The sequence below is a fragment of the Streptomyces sp. NPDC001415 genome (assembly GCF_053597395.1).
This window is the reverse complement of the sequence record NZ_JBSFIE010000002.1, coordinates 383,573-401,874: the sequence shown is the minus strand read 5'-3', so window position 1 is coordinate 401,874 and position 18,302 is coordinate 383,573. Positions and strand designations below refer to the sequence as shown.

Genomic DNA, 18,302 nt, shown 5'->3' with positions numbered 1-18,302 from the left:
TGGGGGCCTGTGACAGTGCATCGGCGGCGGAGCTGACAGACTGTGGATGACGGATGACCCCATACGACCACCGGAGGCGGCGCAGTGTCGGATGCCAGGACCCCTGCGCAGATCGAGGCGGACATCAGGAGCCGGCGGGACCAGCTCGCGGTGACCCTCGACGAGATCGGGGTGCGGCTGCACCCGTCCACGATCGTCGGCGATGCCAAGGCCAGGTTCGCGTCGGCCGTGGATCACACGGCGGGCCGGGCGTACGTCGCGGTGAACCGTACGGTGAACGACGTGAAGGCGCAGTTCGTGTCCGAGGACGGGGCGCCCCGGGTGGAGCGGATCGTGCCGGTCGCTCTGGTCGCGGTGGGCCTGGTGGGGCTGCTCGCGCTTTCGGCGAAGAAGCGGCGGGCTTGAGGGCCTGGCTCGGACCCTTCGGCGTACGCCCGGCGCCGGGGCGGGTAGGTTCGACCCCGTGAGCGAGAACACCCACGACAAGCTGCCCATCCGGATGTTGCACGACCGTGTGCTGGTCCGGTCAGACTCCCCCGAGGGCGAGCGGCGTTCGGGCGGCGGCATCCTCATTCCGGCGACCGCCGCCGTAGGTAAACGGCTGGCCTGGGCCGAGGTGGTGGCGGTCGGCCAGAACGTGCGCACCGTGGAGCCGGGTGACCGGGTCCTGTACGACCCCGAGGACCGTGCCGAGGTGGAGGTGCGGGGTGTGGCGTACGTGCTGATGCGTGAGCGCGATCTGCATGCCGTCGCTTCCGAGCGGGTGTCGGTGGATGCGACCGGGCTGTATCTGTAGCCGCTGAGCCAAGGGCTGGTGACCGGTGTCACCAGCCCTTTTGCATGCCCTTTGCTATCGTGGTGGGACCCCGACGAGACGCGTCGTACCGGGTCAGGACAAGACGACGCACCCCGTATGTGTTCGCGTCTTTCGGAGGTGCCGTCATGGCATGGGTCCTGCTCGTCGTCGCTGGTCTGCTCGAAGTGGGCTGGTCGATCGGGATGAAGTACACCGACGGATTCACCCGGCTCGTGCCCAGTGTGCTCACTGGTGCGGGGATCGTCGCTTCGATGCTGCTGCTTTCGCATGCTGCCAAGACGTTGCCCATTGGTACGGCGTACGGCGTGTGGGTCGGGATCGGGGCGGCCGGTGCGGCGGTGCTCGGCATGGTGGTGCTCGGTGAGCCGGTCACCGCTGCCCGGATTTTCTTCGTCTGTCTGCTGCTCGTCGCCGTGGTCGGGCTGAAGGCGACGAGCGGGCATTAGCTGGGCGCTCCGCTGACGGGGGCCGTCGACTCGCTTGGCGCCAGGGCCTTACCGGCTTCTCGAATTGCGGGGGCGGTCGGCGATGCCGGTTGTCGTGCCGGCTGTTCCCGTGGTCGTGCCGGTGTTGGTGGCGCCGCCGTTGTCGGTGGCTCCTGTGTTGGTGCCTCCGTCCGTGGTGCCGCCTTGTGTCTGACCTTGCGTCTGTCCTTGGGTCTGACCCTGGGTCTGGCCCTGTGTCGACCCTTGGTTCTGCCCCTGCGTCTGGCCTTGGGTCTGGCCCTGCGTCGGACCCTGGTTTTCGCCCTGCGTCTGGCCCTGGTTCTGGCCTTGGGTCTGGCCCTGGTTGCGGCCGCCGGTCTGGCCCTGGTTCTGTCCCTGGGTCTGGCCTTGGTCTTGTCCTTGGTTGCGGCCGGGGGTCGGGGTCGGGGACTGGAACGGGTTCGGGGCGGGCGGTTCGACCGGGATGCTCGCGCCGTCCTGGAGTTCCAGGTCGAAGTCCTTGGCCTCGCTGCCCTGGAGGGCGCCCTTGGTGTACTGGGCCCAGATCTGCGCGGGCAGGCCGCCGCCGTTCACGCGGGGAAGGCCGAGTGCTCCGTACAGAGGCTGCTGGACGGCCGTTTCGGGGTCGGCGCCCATCAGTGCGACGACGGTGGCGAGGTCCGGGGTGTAGCCCGCGAACCAGGCGGCCTTGTCCTGTTCGGCGGTGCCGGTCTTGCCGGCGGCGGGACGGCCCGCCGCCTGCGCGTTTGTGCCCGTGCCGCCCTCGACGACGCTCTGCAGCATCGACGTCGTGGTGTCGGCGGCCTCGCGGCTGACGGCCTGCTTGGTGTCCTGTGAGGGCAGGTCGGTCTTCTCGCCGTCCTTGCTGACCGATTCGACCATCGTGTACGTGCCGTGGCGGCCGTGGCCGGCGAGCGTGGCGTACGCCTGTGTCATGTCGAGGACGCTCGCCGTGGACGGGCCGAGAGCGATCGACGGGGTGGCGGTGAGGTCGGGGGTGTCGGCGGGGATGCCGAGGTCGATCGCGGTCTGCTTGACCTTGGAGGGGCCGACGTCGACGGCCATCTGCGCGTACACCGCGTTGACGGACTTGTCGGTGGCGGTGCGCACCGTGATCGGCCCGTAGGAGGCGTCGTCCTCGTTGGCGGGCGCGTAGTAGCCGCCGTCCCAGCCTTGTACGGGGCGCTTGTTGGTGCCGTCGTAGATCGTGTTGGGGGTGATGGTGCGGCCGTCCTGCGTCTTGGATTCGTTGACGACGGCCGAGGTGAAGACGAACGGCTTGAAGGTGGAGCCGACTTGGAAGTCGCGGCGGGTCGCGTTGTTGACGTACTGCTTGGTGTAGTCGATGCCTCCGTACATCGCGAGGACCTTGCCGGTGGCGGGGTCGATGGAGGCGCCGCCGACGCGGACGTTGCGGTCGGCCTTGCGGTCGGTGCTGAGCTTGGAGTTGACCTTGTCGTCGACGGCCTTGACGAAGGCGTCCTGCTTGTCCTTCTGGATGGTGGTGGTGATGCGGTAGCCGCCGGTGGCGAGGGTGTTCTCTTCGATGATCTTGTTGGTGGTGAGGTAGTCCTTGACGGCTTCGACGAGGTAGCCGCGCTGGCCCGCGAGGCCGGCCCGGGGCTTGACCTTTCCGGGTACGGGGAAGGTGGTCGCGGCCCGCTCGGGGGCGCTGAGCCACTTCTTCTTGACCATGCCGTCGAGTACGTAGTTCCAGCGGGCCAGTGCGCGCGGTTTGTTCTCGGGGTGGGCGATCACGTCGTACGCGCTGGGGGAGTTGAGGAGGGAGGCGAGGTAGGCGCCCTCGGCGGTGGTGAGCTTCTCGACGTCTTTGCTGTAGTACGCCTGGGAGGCGGCCTGGATGCCGTAGGCGTTGCGGCCGAAGTAGCTGGTGTTCAGGTATCCGGCGAGGATGTCCTCTTTGGTCTCCTCGCGATTGAGTTTGATCGCGATGAAGAATTCCTTCACCTTGCGGGTGACCGTCTGTTCCTGGCCGAGGTAGTAGTTCTTGACGTACTGCTGGGTGATGGTGGAGCCGCCCTGGGTGCCCTTGCCGGTGAGGGTGTTCCAGGCGGCGCGGACCATGGCCTTGGGGTCGACGGCGCGCTCGGAGTAGAAGTCGCGGTCCTCGGCGGCCAGTACGGCGTGCTGCACGGTGAGCGGGACCTGGGAGAGCTGGACGTTCTCGCGGTTGATCTCGCCGTCCGAGGCGAGCTGGGTGCCGTCGGCGTACAGGAAGACGTTGGACTGGGCGGTGGCCCCGGCGTTGGCGGCCGGGATCGACACGAGCATGTAGCCGGCGACGAAGCCGCCGATGAGCAGCAGGGCGGCGAGCAGGAAGAGGCCGAGCACGACGCGCCAGCGGGGAACGAAGCGGCGCCATCCGGTCCGCTTGGGGCGCTTGCCCTCTTTCGCCTGGCCCGGGGGTGCTGCCGCCGCGGTGGGGCCGGGCTCCGGCTCGGGTCCGTCGGCGGTGAGATCCCGGGGCGTCCACTTCTGCGGCGCCTCGTGTCCGGGCTTGGGGGGCTCCGGCTGCTCGTCGTCGCTCATGTCTCTCCGGCCGTTGCATCTCGGGTCGTTTGCGCACTGTATGGGGCGGTTGGTGCTGTAGGGACATCTTGCATGCCGCACCGCGGAAATTCCGTCGCGAAGGGCCGTGGGGCTGGGCTAGGCTCCTGCGCTTTGGTGCCGACGGCGGAGAGGGGGGCGTTCGTGCGGCTGTACGGGGTTGTTGCCGCGGGTGGGTTCCGGCGCTATACGACGTACCGGGTCGCCACCGCGGCCGGGGTGTTCACCAACACTGTCTTCGGCGTGATCGTGGCCTACACCTATATAGCCCTGTGGGGCCAGCGCCCCAACCTCGGCGGCTACGACCAGTCCCAGGCGCTCACCTATGTGTGGATCAGCCAGGCCATGCTGATGACGGTCAACCTGTTCGGCGGTGGCTTCGCGGACGAACTGGTGGAACGCATCCGTACGGGTGACATCGCGATCGACCTGTACCGTCCGGCCGACCTCCAGCTGTGGTGGCTGTCCGCCGATCTGGGCCGGGCGCTGTTCCACTTCCTGGGGCGCGGGGTGGTCCCGCTGGCCTTCGGCGCGCTCGTCTTCGACCTCGCACTGCCGACGGACCCGCTGACCTGGCTGGCCTTCCTCCTCGCGGTGCTGCTCGGTGTGGTGGTGAGCTTCGCGCTGCGCTTCCTGGTGGCGCTCTCGGCGTTCTGGCTGCTCGACGGGGCCGGCGTCGCCTCGCTCGTCTCGATCGCGGGCCTGTTCTTCTCCGGGATGCTGCTGCCGCTCAACGCCTTCCCCGGCCTGCTCGGCGAGGTGGCTCGCGCGCTGCCCTGGTCCTCGCTGCTCCAGATCCCGGCGGACGTCCTGATGGGCCGGCACCGGGGCTGGGGCCTGCTCGGCGCGTACGGCTTCCAGCTCGGCTGGGCTGCGGTGCTCCTCGGCACGGGCCGGCTGCTCCAGTCCGCTGCGGTACGGAGAGTGGTGGTGCAGGGTGGCTGAGACGGTGACCGAGCGGCGGCCGGCGCCGGGTGTGTGGGCTACGTACAGGATGATCGCCGGGATGTGGATCCGCTCCACACTCGCCTATCGGGCGTCGTTCGTGATGATGCTGGTCGGGAACTTCCTGGTGACCGCGTTCGACTTCGTCGTGATCGCCCTGATGTTCTCGCAGGTCCGCTCGCTCGGCGGCTACTCCTTCGCCGAAGTGGCGTTCCTGTATGGGACGTCGACGACGGCGTTCGGGCTCGCGAACGCGGTGCTCGGCTCGATCGACAAGCTGGGCGCGCGTGTCCGCGACGGCACCCTCGACACGCTTCTGGTGCGCCCGGCGCCCGTCCTAGCCCAGGTCGCCGCCGACCGCTTCGGCCTCCAGCGCCTGGGCCGGCTCCTGCAGGGCCTCATGGTCCTGGCCGGTTCGCTGGTGTCCCTGGACGTCCACTGGACGGTACTGAAGGTGCTCCTGGTGCCGGTGATGCTGCTCAGCGGCACCGCGATCTTCTGCGCCGTGTTCGTGGCGGGCGCGGCCTTCCAGTTCTGGGCGCAGGACGCGGCGGAGGTGCAGAGCGCGTTCACGTACGGCGGCCAGACGCTGCTCCAGTATCCGCCGACGGTGTTCGCCAAGGACATGGTGCGGGGCGTCACCTACATCCTGCCCCTGGCTTTCGTGAACTGGCTGCCCGCGCTGTACATCCTGGGCCGCCCGTACCCGCTGGCCCTGCCGGGCTGGCTCGCCTTCGCCCCGCCGCTGGTGGCGGCCGCCTGCCTGGCGCTGGCGGGCCAGGCCTGGCGGGTGGGCATTCGTTCGTACCGCAGCACGGGGAGTTGAGAGAGCCTGTGACCTCATCCCGCATGACGGACAAGGGAGTTGACATGGTCGGCCTGGACAAGGGAATTGACGTGACGAGCCCGGGCCAGGGAGTCGACGTGGCGACGAGCCCGGGCCAGGATCTGATCGAACTCGACGCCGTGGCGAAGGTCTTCGACGTACGCCGCAAGACGGGACGGCTGCGCCGCGAGAAGCGGCAGGTCAGGGCGGTCGACGGGATCAGCTTCCGGGTACCGCGCGGCGAGATGGTCGGCTACATCGGCCCGAACGGCGCCGGAAAGTCCACCACCATCAAAATGCTGACGGGCATCCTCACCCCGAGCGCCGGAAGGCTCCGGGTGGCGGGCCTGGACCCGTCCCGGGAACGTACGAAACTGGCGCAGCGAATCGGCGTGGTCTTCGGCCAACGCACCACGCTGTGGTGGGACTTGCCGTTGTACGACTCCTACAAGCTGGCCCACCGCATGTACCGCATCCCGGACGCCCGCTTCCGGGAAAACCTGGACAGATGTGTTGAACTCCTCGACCTGTCAAGCCTGTTGGACGTACCCGTGCGCCAACTCTCCCTCGGTCAGCGGATGCGGGGTGACATCGCGGCGGCGCTGCTGCACGACCCGGACGTCCTGTACCTCGACGAGCCGACGATCGGCCTCGACGTCATCAGCAAGGCAAAGGTCCGGCAATTTCTGCGCGACCTGAACGCCGAACGCGCCACCACGATCCTGCTCACCACTCACGACCTGACCGACATCGAGCAGCTCTGCAAGCGGGTGATGGTCATCGACCACGGGCGCCTGATGTACGACGGCGCGCTGGCCGGACTGCACGAGGCGGGCGAGAGCGAACGCACCCTGGTGGTCGACCTGGAGCGCGAACTCCCGCCGGTACGGGCCGAAGGCGCGCGTGTGGTGAAGGTGGAGGGCCCCCGCCAGTGGCTCGCCTTCCCGGCCTCGGCGTCGGCGGCGCCGCTGGTGGCGCACATCGCGGCGGAGTACCCCTTGGTGGACCTGTCGGTACGTGAACCGGACATCGAGGCCGTGATCGCGAGAATGTACGAAGACCGAGGCCTTCACTAGTCTTCACGCCATGACGAGTGAACCAACGGGTGGGCTGCCGGAGATGCGGGCCTCGGACGCCGAGCGGGAGCGGGTCGCCGAGTCGCTGAGGGACGCGGTGGCCGAGGGCCGGCTCGACATGGAGGAGTTCGAGCAGCGCCTGGAGGCGGCCTACAAGGCGCGTACGCATGGTGAGTTGGAGCCGCTCGTCCGTGACCTGCCCGCGCCGGGCACGGCAGGGCCGGCGGCCCCGGTGGCCCGCCGCACGGAGGACGAGACCGAGGTGCACTGGCCGTCCCGCATCGGCCACCCGCCCACCTCCAAAGGAGGCTTCGCCCTCTGGGGCGGCTTCAACCGCAAGGGCAACTGGACGGTGGCGAAGAAGTTCACCGCGTTCGCGATGTGGGGCGGCGGCGACATCGACCTGCGCGAGGCCCGCTTCGAGGACCGCGAAACGGTGCTACGCCTCTTCACGATCATGGGCGGCATCGGAGTCACGGTCCCGCCCGAACTGAACGTCCAGGTAAAGGGCTTCGGGATCATGGGCGGAGTGGGCGGCTCGAAGGCCAACGGCGAGGGCACGCCGGGCTCCCCCCACGTCAAGATCGTGGCGTTCGCCCTGATGGGCGGCATCGGGGTGGACCGGAAGCTGAGGCGAGCGCAGAAGGAGCGGTTGCGGTTGGAGAAGCGGGAGGAGAAGGGGCGGAAGGAGCTGGGGTGAGCCCGGCGGGGATCGGCACTCGCACCAACTCCCTTGGCTGTGCGGCCAGTTCAGGATGAGAGGGCCGGTCGGAATGAGAGGCCTGCCGGGATGAGAAGCCTGTCGGGATGAGAGGGCCTATCCGCCCAGCGCGTGCGACACCGTGTAGATCAGCAGGCCCGCCAACGCGCCAACCACCGTTCCGTTGATCCGGATGAACTGGAGGTCGCGGCCGATGTTCGCCTCGATCTTGCGCGAGGTGTCGTTCGCGTCCCACGATGCCACCGTGTCGGTGATCAGTGAGGTGATCTCGGCTCGGTAGGTCGAGACCACGTACGCCGCCGCGTCCTCCAGCCAGCCGTCCACCTTGGACTGGAGGCGGGGGTCGGTGGACAGGCGGGTGCCCAGGGAGAGCAGGGACTCCCTTGCGCGCAGGCGCAGTTCGCTGTGGTCGTCCTCCGCCGCCGCGATGATCATCGACCGTACGGAGGACCACGCCGAGGCGATGATGTCCTGGACCTCGGGGCGGGCCAGTATCTCCGACTTGAAGCGCTCCACCCTGGTCCGGGTGTCGGAGTCCGACTGGAGGTCGGCCGCGAAGTCCGCCAGGAAGCGGTCCAGGGCGCCGCGCGCCGGGTGGGCCGGCATGTCGCGCATCTCGGTTATGAAGCGCAGCAGCTCCTTGTAGACGCGCTCGCCCACCTTGCGGTCCACGAAGCGCGGGGTCCAGCCGGGGGCGCCGCCCTGCACCGCGTCCATCACCGAGTCCCCGTGCAGCACCAGCCAGTCGTGGGCCCGTACGCAGACCAGGTCCACGGCCTTGCGGTGGCTGCCGTCGGCGACGATCTTCTCCAGCGCCTTGCCGAGGCCCGGCGCGATCTCCGCCGCGTCCGCCCGGCGGGTGATCGCCTCGCCCACCACCGCCTGGACGTCGGAGTCCCTGAGCACCGTCAGCGCGCCGCGCAGGGCCGTGGCCAGCTCCGATGTGACCCGGTCCGCATGGTCGGGCTCCGCGAGCCAGGTGCCCAGGCGGCGGCCGATACCGAGGGCCTGGAGGCGGGTGCGTACCACCGCCGCCGACAGGAAGTTCTCGCCCACGAAGGTGCCGAGCGAGGCGCCGAACTGGTCCTTCTTGTTCTGGATGATCGCCGTGTGAGGGATCGGCAGGCCCAGCGGGCGGCGGAACAGGGCCGTCACCGCGAACCAGTCCGCAAGGGCGCCCACCATGCCCGCCTCGGCCGCCGCCGCGACGTAACCCGCCCACGCGCCCGCGCCCGAGCGGTCCGCCCAGGTGGCGAGGCCGAAGATCACCGCGACCAGGAGCAGCAGGCCGGTCGCCGTCGCCTTCATGCGGCGCACGCCCCGGCGCTTCTCCTCGTCGGCCGCCGTGTAGGCGAAGGGCGACGAGCGGAGCGTGCGCGCGGCCGTGTCCGCCGTCACCGCCACCTGGGCGTCGGGCCCCGATCTCGTACGTTCCATTCGCTCCACCCGTCCGCGCCTCGCGTGTGCACGACCCCGATCAGTCTCGTACGGCCCGATCCGTTCCGTACGACCTCTACATGAACTACTTACGGCGCGCACGCTGAGTTCCCGTGCACCCGTACGACCACCCGTTCGCGTGGCCCCGCGGGCCTTCGCTCCGTACATTCGGATCATGTCCATGCGGACGCTTCGGTCGCATGCCGGGCGCCTTGCCCTGCTCGCGGTGGTGGTGCTGCTCGCCGCCGCCGTCTACGCCGTGGTCGTGCCCGCGCGGGCCGGGGCGGGCTCCGACGACGGCGACTGGGCCGGGACCTGGTACGGCGCGCCCGTCGGTGCCGAGCCCGGAGGCGGGGCGGCCCGTACCGTACGCAATGTCGTGCACACCTCACTCGGCGGCAGCCGGGCCCGCGTCACCGTCTCCAACCTGTTCGGGAACGTCCCGCTCGACCTGCGCCACACCACGCTCGCGACCGTGGCCGACCCCGCGCGGACCATGCGGACTCTGACCTTCCGCGGCCTCGCGCGGGTCTCCGTGCCGGCCGGCGAGGAGGTTGTCAGCGACCCGCTGGCCTTCGAGGTGCCCGCCTCGGACGATCTTTACGTGTCCGTGTACGCGGCCGGACCCGTCACCTGGCATCCCGGGGCGCAGGAGACCTCCTTCGTGGCTCCGGGCGGCGTCGACCGGGCGGCCGATCCCGGGATGTTCGCGCAGGTCACCGGGGCGTGGCGGTATGTCACCGCCCTCGATGTGCAGGGGCCAGGGGCTGCGGCCGGCAGCGTCGTCGTGATCGGGGACTCCATAACCGAGGGGATCGGGTCCACGCCGGGGACCGATCGCCGGTGGACGGACGTACTGGCCGAACGCCTGCGGGGGCCACACGCCGCGCTCGCCCCAGATGACGGTTCGGCGCCGCGGGCCGTGCTCAATGCCGGGATCGGCGGGAACGGACTGCTCACGCGGCTCGCCGGACCCACCGGGCTCGAACGCTTCCAGCGGGACGCGCTGGGACGGGCCGGGGTTCATACGGTCATCGTCGAACTCGGCATCAACGACATGCTCGGCGGGGAGCGGGATTCCGCCGCGCTGCTCGCGGGGATGCGGGAGCTGGTGCGGGTGGGGCATGCGCGGGGGGTACGTGTGCTCGGCACGACGCTCTCGCCGTGCGGCGGGCTTCGGACCTGTACGGGGGCGGTTCAGCGGGTTCGGGGTGCGGTGAACTCAGCGATTCGCGGAGGCGGGGTCTATGACGAGGTCGTCGACATAGACCGGGTGCTGCGGGATCCGTACGCGCCGATGGCGTTGTGGGACCCGTATGACTGCGGGGACCGGCTGCATCCCTCTGACGCGGGGTATTCGGCGATGGGCAAGGGGGTGGACCTGGGCGCACTGTGAAGGGCCAGAGGCCCGATGCAGCCGCCCTCGCTCTCGCCCCCGCCGGGCGCACGGCCGAACGGCTCCTGTCTGTCCCTGCCGTACGGCCATGCACCCGACCACTATGGGGAGTTGCCCCTAGGTACGGCCCGGTGACGGACCCTGCTCAACGAACCCCGAACTTTCCGCGGATCTCCCTACCGAGCTGCCGGGCTGCCGAGCTACCGGGCTGCCGGGCCTTGCGGGTGACGGCCCAGGAGGCGACGGAGACGGCCGCGGCCACGCCGAACACGGAGGGCCAGGCGCCGACCTTCTTAGCCAGCGGATGCGACCCGGCGAACGCGGCGACGTAGGCGGCGCTGAGCCCGACGGCGGCCTTGGCCCCGGCCGCCTGCTGCCACTGCCGCGCGGCGAGCGCCCCGGCGACGGCGAGGGCGACCCCACCGAGCGGCCGCTTCTTGCTCCACCGGGCCACGCCGTACCCCCCGATGAGCCCGCCAGCCGCGATAGCGGTTGCGAGAACCTTCGCCATGGTTTGCCTCCTGAAGCGCGGTTTCTTTGAGGCTAGCGGGGGCGTCCTGGGGCTTCTCGGGGGGCTGGGGGGGGGGCGGCTTGCGGGGGCCCGGAGGCAGGGTTCCCTTTACAGGGCATCGCCCTTGAGGGCATGAAGGAAGTCGGCCCAGGGCGCGGCCCCGAAGGATATGCGCGCTCCGTCGGGGCGTTTCGAGTCACGCACAGTCGTACGTGTCGAAAGGTGTGCGGTCTCCACACACTCCGTACCGCTGCCGCCGCTGTACGAGGACTTCACCCAGCGGATGTCGTGGTGATCCATCAAAGCTCCCTGCGGGCCCGATCGAGGAGCGCGGCAGACGTCTCGATGTCCAAAGCCTGTGCGCTCAGGTACTGGAACGCCAACTTATAGCGCTCCAACTCCTCGGGCTTCTCCATGAAGAGCCCGCCGCCGATGATGTCGACGTACACGACGTCGAGTTCGGGCGTCGGACCGCCCAGGATGACGAAGCTTCCGACGGCGGCGGCATGGGCTCCGTGTGCGAACGGCAGTATTTGTAGCGTGACTTGAGGCTGTTCGACTTGAGCTTGCAGGTGGTGCAACTGCTCCCGCATGACGTCCGGCCCGCCGACCATACGACGGATGACCGCCTCATCGATCACGGCCCAGATGTGAGGCGCGTCGTCCCGAACGAGCAGTTCTTGCCGCTTCATGCGGATGTCCACCATGTGCGCGATCTCCTGCTCGGTGCAGCGCATCTCGGAAGCGCGATGCACGGCCTCGGCGTACGCGCGGGTCTGGAGCAGCCCCGGAACGTACATGCAGGCGTAGTGGTCCTCGCGGACGACCTCGTCCTCCAGGGTCAGCATCAGGTTCATGGATTCGGGGATAGGGTCGGCGAGCGACCGCCACCAGCCTTGAATTTTGGCCCCTTTGGCGAGCTCGACGAGGGTTTTGCGCTCTTGCTCCGATGCGCCGTATTCCCGGCACAGGGCGTCCACGGCGGGCCACTTGACCGTTCCCTCCTTGGTCTCGTATCGACTCAGCGTTGCTTTGGAGACTCCGACGAGCGCGCCCGCCTCCTCCAGGGTGAGCCCCTTGCGCTCACGGAGACGGCGCAGGTCTGCGCCGAGCTGACGCCTCCGAGTGGTCGGTCCAACTGCCATGGTCGTGGCCCTTCGTGTCGATCTCTCTGAGCGTGCCCGGCCCACCCTGCTTGGGACAAGACAGCGCACGCGGGGGCGCGAGGACCTGTCGTATGCTCCTTCAACTCACTTTTGAGAGTTCCATATTGAGAGTTCCACTGCCACTCTGAAGGGGCATCGCGCTGCACAGGTAATCAACGGTGACTGGGGCGAAGGGTGGCTGTCATGGACGAATGCCGGTTCGGGATCGACCGGAAGGCGTGGAACCTCCCGTTCATGGCGGAGCCGGAAGAGCTCGCGGCCCTGAGACGCATCATGCGCCTGCATTTGACGATGTGGGGTTTGCCGCACGTAGTCGAGTCCGCGCAGTTGTGCGTGACGGAACTGGTGGCCAACGTGATTACGCATGTGGGTCCGCAGACCCCGACGACTCTGGCCGTGTCCATGAATGGCAACCTCCTACGTATCGAGGTGGTCGACCCCGACACGCGCGCACTCCCAACTCTGCTCGCAGCAAGGGCTGATGACGAGGCAGGAAGAGGGATGGCACTCGTCGAGGCGACGGCGGAGCGTTGGGGAGTGGTGCTCCGGTCGGACACGAAGGTCACTTGGTGCGAACTGGCAACCGGGCTCCGATCTCCGAACGGGCATGTTGATGACCCTCAAGTGGCCAGGGCTGAGGCGCTTTTGGGGATCTACTGCCTGGAAGCCAAGGAAAAGCAGAAGATGGCGGGTTGTGCATCCCTCTCCCTTGCGGAGGAAGCGACGATCGACGTGATCGCAGACCTCCTCCGCTGGCTCCACGTACACGGTCGAGATTCGGATGCGGTCATGGAACGTGCCTGGGGGCGCTTCGAGTCGGCGTCGAGTGGAGCCGGGTGATGGGGTCGATTACTGGGGCACGCTTTTCTTAAACTCGTCACCTTCGGGCCAGATTACCTGCGCGGCGACCTCGGCCGCATGGCAGAGCCTGAGGAGGTCCGGTCGGGGCTTGGAGGGAAGTAGCAAGGCAATATCGGGGCGAGGATTCAAAAGGCGGCGATAGTCAAAGAGTTGACCTATAGCCATGCGTATCGCTTCCCGAGTTACGTTCGCCTTCGCTTCGATCAAGAGCTTGTCGGTTGTGTCGAAGAGGTCAGTGTAGAGGGACTTTACCTCTCCTTCGGGCACGATCTTCTGCCGAATGACGACGTGGCCCTTGGATTCCAGGTATTGGCGGTACGCCTTGACGAGCTTTGCTTCGCGTCGGTCTGCTCGCCGCGGCTCGCCGCTGGGGGTCACGGTCATCTGCTCAACGTTGTACTTTTCGACCTCGACGTCCTGAACTAGGGTTTTTGATGCAGGGCTCGGAACCAGGTCATCAGCCGGAGGAGTCTTGTCCACTGGGTGAAGCCTGAACATGATGACGGTGCGAATCTCGCCGTCCGTATCCGGAGCATCAGTGGTGAACCAGGGTTTCTTCGCGTCGAGTACGAACTGTCCGAGGTTGGCAACAACTCCCTTTTCCGTAGACTCGAACAGTTGGAGCGAACGTTTCTGCTGCGCGTGCTCAGCGATGTCTAGGTTGCCCCCAGCCATCTCCTGGTCGCCGTACAGGCCCTCGCCACAGTAGTGATAGCAGCCGTCATCCCCCCACCCGTCGTAGTAGCCGTGTTGGCGTCCCCGCTTAGGGTTCGAGAAGAGGAAGACGTATGGCTGGTCCTTGGGGCGGCTAATTCCCTTTTGCCGGTTGCCGCCATACTTGTCGTGGATCTTCTTCCGCTCGACCTCCGCGCCAACGGCTGTTATGTCCAACGTGGGCCTCCTTGTGAATGCGATTATCGAGATACTGAACTACACGAGCGTAGAGATTGGTTCCCGTGTGGGATCTGCAAGCAGGTGGCGGTCCGAGGTCATCCTGCTGCGATCGCGGCGTACGTCAAAACATCCGCCGGCAGCTCATGCATAAGCTCCCAAGTGATAGCCATCGGCTTGCTGCCCTCGTGTTTGACGTACTGCACCGGGCCAAGCAGCATCCACGGCTGGGCGCCGCCGATGTCCGTATTTTTGTAGCGTCGGAGCTCGAAACCCAGATTCGGGTCGTCAGGCGCGTTGGTGATCAGCGCCGTATCGGAGAGGGGGGTCGCGGGGCGGATGGCATAGACGCCCGGCGCTTCGGGCTCGGCCACGGCCAACAACTGACGTGGGCCATCGGCTACGAGATCGACCCACTCGCGCGCCCCATTGAGAGTGCTCACGGACTCAAGGATGTGATTGGCGGCATGCACTCTCTCTGCGGCAGGCAGGCGGTACAGCACCTGCCGCACGGTGTCAGAGATGTGGCGAGCGAGGACGTGTGGCGTTGACTCGGTGCCCACCTCGGCATCAATAGTCCGCCAGCCACCCGCATCAAGCCCCCTTGAGCTGCTCGGTGAGGCGCAGCGTGATGAGCTGCTCGTAAAGACCGGTTGCGGGTTGCCCCGAATCGACGGTGTTGGTCACGCTGCGCCCCTCCCGTGGACTGTCACCCCCAGTGAATCAGGGGCCACTGACAATCCACGGAATCAGAGTGAATCAATCTGCCCCATGGCAATCCCCATAAGCCACCCCCGACCCGCACCAGCAATCCGCCCCCCGCCCAGGCGGCCACGCCACAGCGCGCCCCCGGGCCGCCAGCGTTGTCGCGTACTGCGGTAGCAGGTCCGCGTTCGCGGGGGACGAGGACTCCGATGCCGCGAAGGCCTCGTACGACGGGACCGTTCCCGTCACGATGCCCAGATTGGCCGTGCCTGCCGCCGCCAGTTCGCGCAGGGACGCCTCGATGTCCAGCAAGTGGGCGGCATGCGTGGGGTATTCGGATTGGAGTTCCGGGTACGCCGTCAGGAGTTCGTCCAGTTCTGGTTCCGGCCAGTGCAGGACCGCTACCGGGAACGGGCGGGACAGGGCTGCCCTGTAGCTGCCCAACTCCGCACGCAAGCGTGCCAGTTCGGCCTGGAGTTCTGCCGGGTCCTCCGAGCCGAGCGACCACAGGCGCTTCGGGTCATGGAGTTCGTCCAGGGTGATCGGCGCCGTATGCAGCTCGTCGGCCAGGGTGTCCCACGTGTCGTGGGTCAGGGCCAGCAGGCGGCGTACTCGGTGACGGGTCGTCAGCAACGACTGTGTGCTGTAGGGGATCCCCGTGACATCCACCACCTCCTCGCCAACCCCCAGCAAGGACAGGGCAGTTGTCAGCGAGGCGTGGGCCAGGTCCAGTTCGTCGTGGGCCTCCAGCGTCTCGGCGACGATCTCCCACGCCGCCGGGTCCAGCGGGGCCGCCGCCCGGATGCCGTCGATGATGGCGCGGGCCTCCGGCTCGTGGCCGTACTCCCACAGGTTCGCGGCCTTGAACGCCTTCACCAGGTGGGGGTGGTCCACCTTCGAGGCCAGCAGGCGGTCGTAGAGCGTGGTGGCCTTTGGGCGGTCGCCGGCGAGCTCCAAGTGGGCCGCGGCTTGCAGGAGCAGGGGCTCGTGGTCCTCCGGGTACTGCGCCGCGGTGCGCAGCAGACGCTCGGCTTCGGCAGTGTGATCGGCAGGCGTGTCGGGGCGCATGAGGGACACCGTACTGCTGTACGGGGGCCCGGCGGAGGGTGCTTCCGGCCCTGGTGGGTCGAGTCCGTGCCGTTGCGGGGCTGGTGAGTTGTGGTGTCGGCACCTACCCTGCGCCCGTGCGCACAGGGATACCGGTGATGGTGCAGGGCGGACGCGCCCGGCGGGCCTGGGCGGCCCGGGGGCTGTGGGCCGGGGCCGAGCTCGCCGTGACGGTCGGGCTCCTGGTGCTGCTGCTCGTCGCGCACCAGCTCTGGTGGACCAATCGGGAGGCGCGGGCCGAGGCCGGCCGCACTGTTGATTCCCTGGAGGAGGCGTGGGGGCCTTCCCGCGTCCCGGCCCCCTCGGGGACGGCGCCCGATGAGCCGGTCGCCGTCGGGGACGACCCCGGGGACCCCGGCGCCCCCGCTACCGGCGCCCCTCACCCCTCCGGTGGTCACGCCGCCCCGGGCACGCACATCACCCCGCAAGGGGACCAGGCGTACGCCGTCATCCGGATTCCCCGGATCGGGGTCACCGCGCCCGTCGCTCAGGGGATCAGCAAGGCCGGCGTTCTCGACAAGGGGTACGTCGGGCACTACGCGCAGAGCGCCCAGCCGGGGCAGGCCGGCAACTTCGCGCTCGCCGGGCATCGAAACACCCACGGGGAGCCGTTCCGCTACATCAATGAGTTGAGGGCCGGTGACCAGGTGATTGTTGAGACTCGGGACACCGTCTTTACGTACGTTGTTGATTCCGTGCTGCCTCAGACGTCCGCCCACGACAGCGGGACCATAGCTGCCGTCCCCCGGAGTGATGTCAAGCCCTCGTACGGGTACAGCACACCCGGGCACTACATCACGCTCACCACCTGCACGCCCGAGTTCACGTCCACCTACCGGCTCGTCGTATGGGGCAAATTGCGGGCGAGCCGTCCGCGTTAGCGTTCGGACATGCGTCGTTCAAATATGAGTCGTTCGGATATGGGTCGTCGTCGATCTCATGTGCTCTGGCTGGGGGTGCCCTACCTGCTGTATCTCGGGGCGCTGCCCTTCGTGAACAAGGTGCGGCCCGTGGTCTTCGGGCTGCCCTTCCTCTTCTTCTGGCTGCTGATCGCGACGCTGGTCACCCCGCTCGCCATCTGGTTCACCTGGAGGGGCGACAAGAGCTGGAGGGGCGACAAGAGCACGAGGGGGGCACGCGGTGAGTAGTGCCGCTGTCGCCACCACCATCTTCGGGGTCTTCATGGTGGGCACCGTCGCGCTCGGGCTCTTCGCCGTACGGGGACGTGGGGGTGGAGGGGGCGGGCTCGCCGAGTGGTCCGTCGGCGGGCGGAGCCTGGGGACCGTGTTCATCTGGGTGCTCATGGCGGGCGAGAGCTACACCAGTTTCAGCTATCTGGGTGCCGCGGGCTGGGGATACAACTACGGCGCCCCGGTCCTTTATGTGGTCGCCTACATGTCGTGCGGCTATGCCGTGGGGTACGTCGTCGGCCCCATGTTGTGGGCGTACGCGAAGAAGCACGGTTTGGTGGGGATCACCGACATGGTGGCCCACCGTTACGGGCGGCCGTGGGTCGGGGCGCTGGTCGCGCTGCTCGCCACCGTCTTCCTGCTGCCGTACATCCAGTTGCAGATCACCGGCATGGGCGTGGTTGTCTCGACCATCTCCTACGGGGCCGTCTCGCTCAACTGGGCTTATTTCATCGCCTTCGCCGTCACCACCGGGTTCGTGGTCGTCAGCGGGCTGCGCGGCAGCGCCTGGGTGTCCGTACTCAAGGACGTGCTCGTCATCGCCACCCTGGCCTTCCTCGCGATCTATGTGCCGCTGCACTATTTCGGCGGGTACGGGGACTTCCTCGACCGGGTCGTGAACGAGAAGAGCGACTGGCTTACGTTGCCCGGACACGGCGGGGCGTTCGGGAAGGCGTGGTTCGCCACCACGTCCGTGCTCAACTCGCTCACCGTGGTCATCTTTCCGACCACCGTGGCCGGGTATCTCGGCGCGCGCAGCGCCGATGCGCTGCGGCGCAACGCCATGCTGCTTCCCGCCTACAACGTGCTGCTCTTCGTGCCGATGCTGCTCGGCATGGCGGCGATCTTCGTCGTGCCGGGGCTCGCCGGGGCCGACTCCAACCTCGCGCTGTTCAAACTCGTCGTCGACTCGCTGCCCGCCTGGACGGTCGGTCTGATCGGGGTGGCCGCGGCGCTGTCCTCGATCGTGCCGATGGCCGTGTTCATGCTGGTCATCGGCACGATGTGGGGGCGCAGTGTGCTCTCGCTCGTGCCCCGGCTCCGGGAGCGGCAGAAGGGCGCCTCGCAGGTCGTGGTGGTCGTCGCGGGCGCGCTCGCCCTGCTCATGACGTACACCGTGCCCAACACCCTCGTACGGCTCTCGCTCATCTCGTACGAGGGGATGGCGCAGCTTCTGCCGATGCTGCTTCTGGGGCTCGTGTGGCGGAAGCTGACTCTGGTGGGCGGGCTCGCGGGTCTTGCCGTCGGGGTCGGGGTGGTCTGCGGGTTCGTGTTCACCGATCACGATCCGGTGTGGGGAGTCAACGCCGGGATCATCGCGCTCGGCCTCAACCTCCTTGTGGCGCTTGCCCTTTCGTGCCTGGGGCCGAAGGAGGCGCCGGCCGGCGAGTACGACGTACTGGCTCGCGATCCCATCCATGGGGAGGACGGCGAGGACGACGCGGAGCGCGAGGCGCTGCGGGCGTGAGGCGTGAGCGCCACCAAGGATTTTCAGTACACCAAGGCGGTCGCGAGGACGGCGGGCAGCAGGGCGGGCGGAACTCCAGCCGCTGTGACCTCATCCGCTCCCACGGCGACGCTCCGGCGGCGACCCCCGCTGAAGCGTCGTGTATAACGGCTGGAGGGAAATCCGCAGCGA

18 protein-coding genes, 2 pseudogenes and 1 riboswitch are annotated in these 18,302 nt (G+C 68.1%); of the genes and pseudogenes, 12 read left to right on the top strand and 8 right to left on the bottom strand.

The window, feature by feature from the left end:
* The first annotated feature begins 84 nt into the window (after positions 1–84).
* From ACWC2B_RS04010 to ACWC2B_RS04000, 3 genes are all read left to right on the top strand, one after another.
* Positions 85–405, top strand: a complete 321-nt coding sequence (locus ACWC2B_RS04010; protein WP_344378971.1) for a DUF3618 domain-containing protein — start codon at positions 85–87, stop codon at positions 403–405.
* Between the two features lie 58 nt (positions 406–463).
* Complete coding sequence (locus ACWC2B_RS04005; protein WP_053729492.1) at positions 464–796, top strand: GroES family chaperonin; 333 nt, start codon at positions 464–466, stop codon at positions 794–796.
* 42 nt (positions 797–838) lie between these two features.
* A riboswitch (guanidine-III (ykkC-III) riboswitch) is annotated at positions 839–909 on the top strand.
* A gap of 33 nt (positions 910–942) precedes the next feature.
* A complete protein-coding gene (locus ACWC2B_RS04000; RefSeq protein WP_450714838.1) occupies positions 943–1,263 on the top strand; it encodes a DMT family transporter in 321 nt (106 codons plus the stop codon).
* A 48-nt stretch (positions 1,264–1,311) separates the two neighbouring features.
* On the opposite strand, the gene ACWC2B_RS03995 is transcribed toward ACWC2B_RS04000, so the two are convergent.
* A complete protein-coding gene (locus ACWC2B_RS03995; protein WP_450714837.1) occupies positions 1,312–3,813 on the bottom strand; it encodes a transglycosylase domain-containing protein in 2,502 nt (833 codons plus the stop codon).
* Positions 3,814–3,975: 162 nt separating this feature from the next.
* On the opposite strand from ACWC2B_RS03995, the gene ACWC2B_RS03990 reads away from it, so the two are divergent.
* The 4 genes from ACWC2B_RS03990 to ACWC2B_RS03975 are packed head-to-tail and all read left to right on the top strand — an operon-like array spanning position 3,976 to position 7,378.
* Positions 3,976–4,776, top strand: coding sequence for an ABC transporter permease (locus ACWC2B_RS03990; protein ID WP_450714836.1), 801 nt, complete (start codon positions 3,976–3,978; stop codon positions 4,774–4,776).
* Positions 4,777–4,825: 49 nt separating this feature from the next.
* Positions 4,826–5,602 carry an ABC transporter permease gene (locus ACWC2B_RS03985; RefSeq protein ID WP_450714895.1) on the top strand — a complete coding sequence of 259 codons (777 nt, stop codon included), beginning with the start codon at positions 4,826–4,828 and terminating at the stop codon, positions 5,600–5,602.
* A 23-nt stretch (positions 5,603–5,625) separates the two neighbouring features.
* Entirely contained in the window at positions 5,626–6,678 is a 1,053-nt protein-coding gene (locus tag ACWC2B_RS03980) for an ABC transporter ATP-binding protein (protein ID WP_450714894.1), read from the top strand.
* 43 nt (positions 6,679–6,721) lie between these two features.
* Positions 6,722–7,378: a DUF1707 SHOCT-like domain-containing protein gene (locus ACWC2B_RS03975; RefSeq protein ID WP_450714893.1), complete on the top strand. Its 657-nt coding sequence runs from the start codon at positions 6,722–6,724 to the stop codon at positions 7,376–7,378.
* A 117-nt stretch (positions 7,379–7,495) separates the two neighbouring features.
* On the opposite strand, the gene ACWC2B_RS03970 is transcribed toward ACWC2B_RS03975, so the two are convergent.
* A complete protein-coding gene (locus tag ACWC2B_RS03970; RefSeq protein WP_450714835.1) occupies positions 7,496–8,836 on the bottom strand; it encodes a DUF445 domain-containing protein in 1,341 nt (446 codons plus the stop codon).
* A gap of 175 nt (positions 8,837–9,011) precedes the next feature.
* Between ACWC2B_RS03970 and ACWC2B_RS03965 the strand changes: the two genes are divergently transcribed.
* Positions 9,012–10,232 (top strand): GDSL-type esterase/lipase family protein, encoded by a 1,221-nt coding sequence (locus tag ACWC2B_RS03965; protein ID WP_450714834.1) that lies wholly within the window; start codon positions 9,012–9,014, stop codon positions 10,230–10,232.
* Positions 10,233–10,446: 214 nt separating this feature from the next.
* On the opposite strand, the pseudogene ACWC2B_RS03960 reads toward ACWC2B_RS03965, so the two are convergent.
* The 3 genes and pseudogenes from ACWC2B_RS03960 to ACWC2B_RS03950 form a co-directional block, all read right to left on the bottom strand.
* Positions 10,447–10,743: pseudogene (locus ACWC2B_RS03960) on the bottom strand (hypothetical protein); the annotation flags it as partial.
* A gap of 108 nt (positions 10,744–10,851) precedes the next feature.
* Complete coding sequence (locus ACWC2B_RS03955) at positions 10,852–11,043, bottom strand: DUF397 domain-containing protein (RefSeq protein WP_450714833.1); 192 nt, start codon at positions 11,041–11,043, stop codon at positions 10,852–10,854.
* Complete coding sequence (locus tag ACWC2B_RS03950) at positions 11,043–11,888, bottom strand: helix-turn-helix domain-containing protein (protein ID WP_450714832.1); 846 nt, start codon at positions 11,886–11,888, stop codon at positions 11,043–11,045. Before ACWC2B_RS03950 ends, ACWC2B_RS03955 begins: the two co-directional genes overlap by 1 nt.
* Before the next feature lie 204 nt (positions 11,889–12,092).
* Between ACWC2B_RS03950 and ACWC2B_RS03945 the strand changes: the two genes are divergently transcribed.
* Positions 12,093–12,749: an ATP-binding protein gene (locus ACWC2B_RS03945; protein WP_450714831.1), complete on the top strand. Its 657-nt coding sequence runs from the start codon at positions 12,093–12,095 to the stop codon at positions 12,747–12,749.
* Positions 12,750–12,758: 9 nt separating this feature from the next.
* Here ACWC2B_RS03945 and ACWC2B_RS03940 read toward each other — a convergent pair whose 3' ends face one another.
* From ACWC2B_RS03940 to ACWC2B_RS03930, 3 genes and pseudogenes are all read right to left on the bottom strand, one after another.
* Positions 12,759–13,661 (bottom strand): restriction endonuclease, encoded by a 903-nt coding sequence (locus tag ACWC2B_RS03940; RefSeq protein WP_450714830.1) that lies wholly within the window; start codon positions 13,659–13,661, stop codon positions 12,759–12,761.
* A 260-nt stretch (positions 13,662–13,921) separates the two neighbouring features.
* Positions 13,922–14,348 (bottom strand): annotated as a pseudogene (locus ACWC2B_RS03935) (DUF3427 domain-containing protein); the annotation flags it as partial.
* A 72-nt stretch (positions 14,349–14,420) separates the two neighbouring features.
* Positions 14,421–15,434, bottom strand: a complete 1,014-nt coding sequence (locus ACWC2B_RS03930) for an SEC-C metal-binding domain-containing protein (RefSeq protein WP_450714829.1) — start codon at positions 15,432–15,434, stop codon at positions 14,421–14,423.
* 137 nt (positions 15,435–15,571) lie between these two features.
* On the opposite strand from ACWC2B_RS03930, the gene ACWC2B_RS03925 reads away from it, so the two are divergent.
* The 3 genes from ACWC2B_RS03925 (at position 15,572) to ACWC2B_RS03915 (ending at position 18,131) form a co-directional block, all read left to right on the top strand.
* Entirely contained in the window at positions 15,572–16,354 is a 783-nt protein-coding gene (locus ACWC2B_RS03925) for a class E sortase (protein WP_450714892.1), read from the top strand.
* Between the two features lie 75 nt (positions 16,355–16,429).
* A complete protein-coding gene (locus ACWC2B_RS03920; RefSeq protein ID WP_450714828.1) occupies positions 16,430–16,621 on the top strand; it encodes a DUF3311 domain-containing protein in 192 nt (63 codons plus the stop codon).
* A gap of 34 nt (positions 16,622–16,655) precedes the next feature.
* Positions 16,656–18,131, top strand: coding sequence for a sodium:solute symporter family protein (locus tag ACWC2B_RS03915; protein ID WP_450714891.1), 1,476 nt, complete (start codon positions 16,656–16,658; stop codon positions 18,129–18,131).
* Positions 18,132–18,302 lie beyond the last annotated feature (171 nt).

Excerpts from the sequence above, each read along its gene's own strand:
- ACWC2B_RS03925 (WP_450714892.1), top strand. The coding sequence starts at position 15,572 with ATGGTGCAGGGCGGACGCGCCCGGCGGGCCTGGGCGGCCCGGGGGCTG.
- ACWC2B_RS03980 (WP_450714894.1), top strand. The coding sequence starts at position 5,626 with ATGACGGACAAGGGAGTTGACATGGTCGGCCTGGACAAGGGAATTGAC.
- ACWC2B_RS04000 (WP_450714838.1), top strand. The coding sequence starts at position 943 with ATGGCATGGGTCCTGCTCGTCGTCGCTGGTCTGCTCGAAGTGGGCTGG.
- ACWC2B_RS03955 (WP_450714833.1), bottom strand. The coding sequence starts at position 11,043 with ATGGATCACCACGACATCCGCTGGGTGAAGTCCTCGTACAGCGGCGGC.
- ACWC2B_RS03970 (WP_450714835.1), bottom strand. The coding sequence starts at position 8,836 with ATGGAACGTACGAGATCGGGGCCCGACGCCCAGGTGGCGGTGACGGCG.
- ACWC2B_RS03945 (WP_450714831.1), top strand. The coding sequence starts at position 12,093 with ATGGACGAATGCCGGTTCGGGATCGACCGGAAGGCGTGGAACCTCCCG.
- ACWC2B_RS03915 (WP_450714891.1), top strand. The coding sequence starts at position 16,656 with ATGGTGGGCACCGTCGCGCTCGGGCTCTTCGCCGTACGGGGACGTGGG.
- ACWC2B_RS03965 (WP_450714834.1), top strand. The coding sequence starts at position 9,012 with ATGTCCATGCGGACGCTTCGGTCGCATGCCGGGCGCCTTGCCCTGCTC.
- ACWC2B_RS03985 (WP_450714895.1), top strand. The coding sequence starts at position 4,826 with ATGATCGCCGGGATGTGGATCCGCTCCACACTCGCCTATCGGGCGTCG.
- ACWC2B_RS03950 (WP_450714832.1), bottom strand. The coding sequence starts at position 11,888 with ATGGCAGTTGGACCGACCACTCGGAGGCGTCAGCTCGGCGCAGACCTG.
- ACWC2B_RS03930 (WP_450714829.1), bottom strand. The coding sequence starts at position 15,434 with ATGCGCCCCGACACGCCTGCCGATCACACTGCCGAAGCCGAGCGTCTG.
- ACWC2B_RS03975 (WP_450714893.1), top strand. The coding sequence starts at position 6,722 with ATGCGGGCCTCGGACGCCGAGCGGGAGCGGGTCGCCGAGTCGCTGAGG.
- ACWC2B_RS03995 (WP_450714837.1), bottom strand. The coding sequence starts at position 3,813 with ATGAGCGACGACGAGCAGCCGGAGCCCCCCAAGCCCGGACACGAGGCG.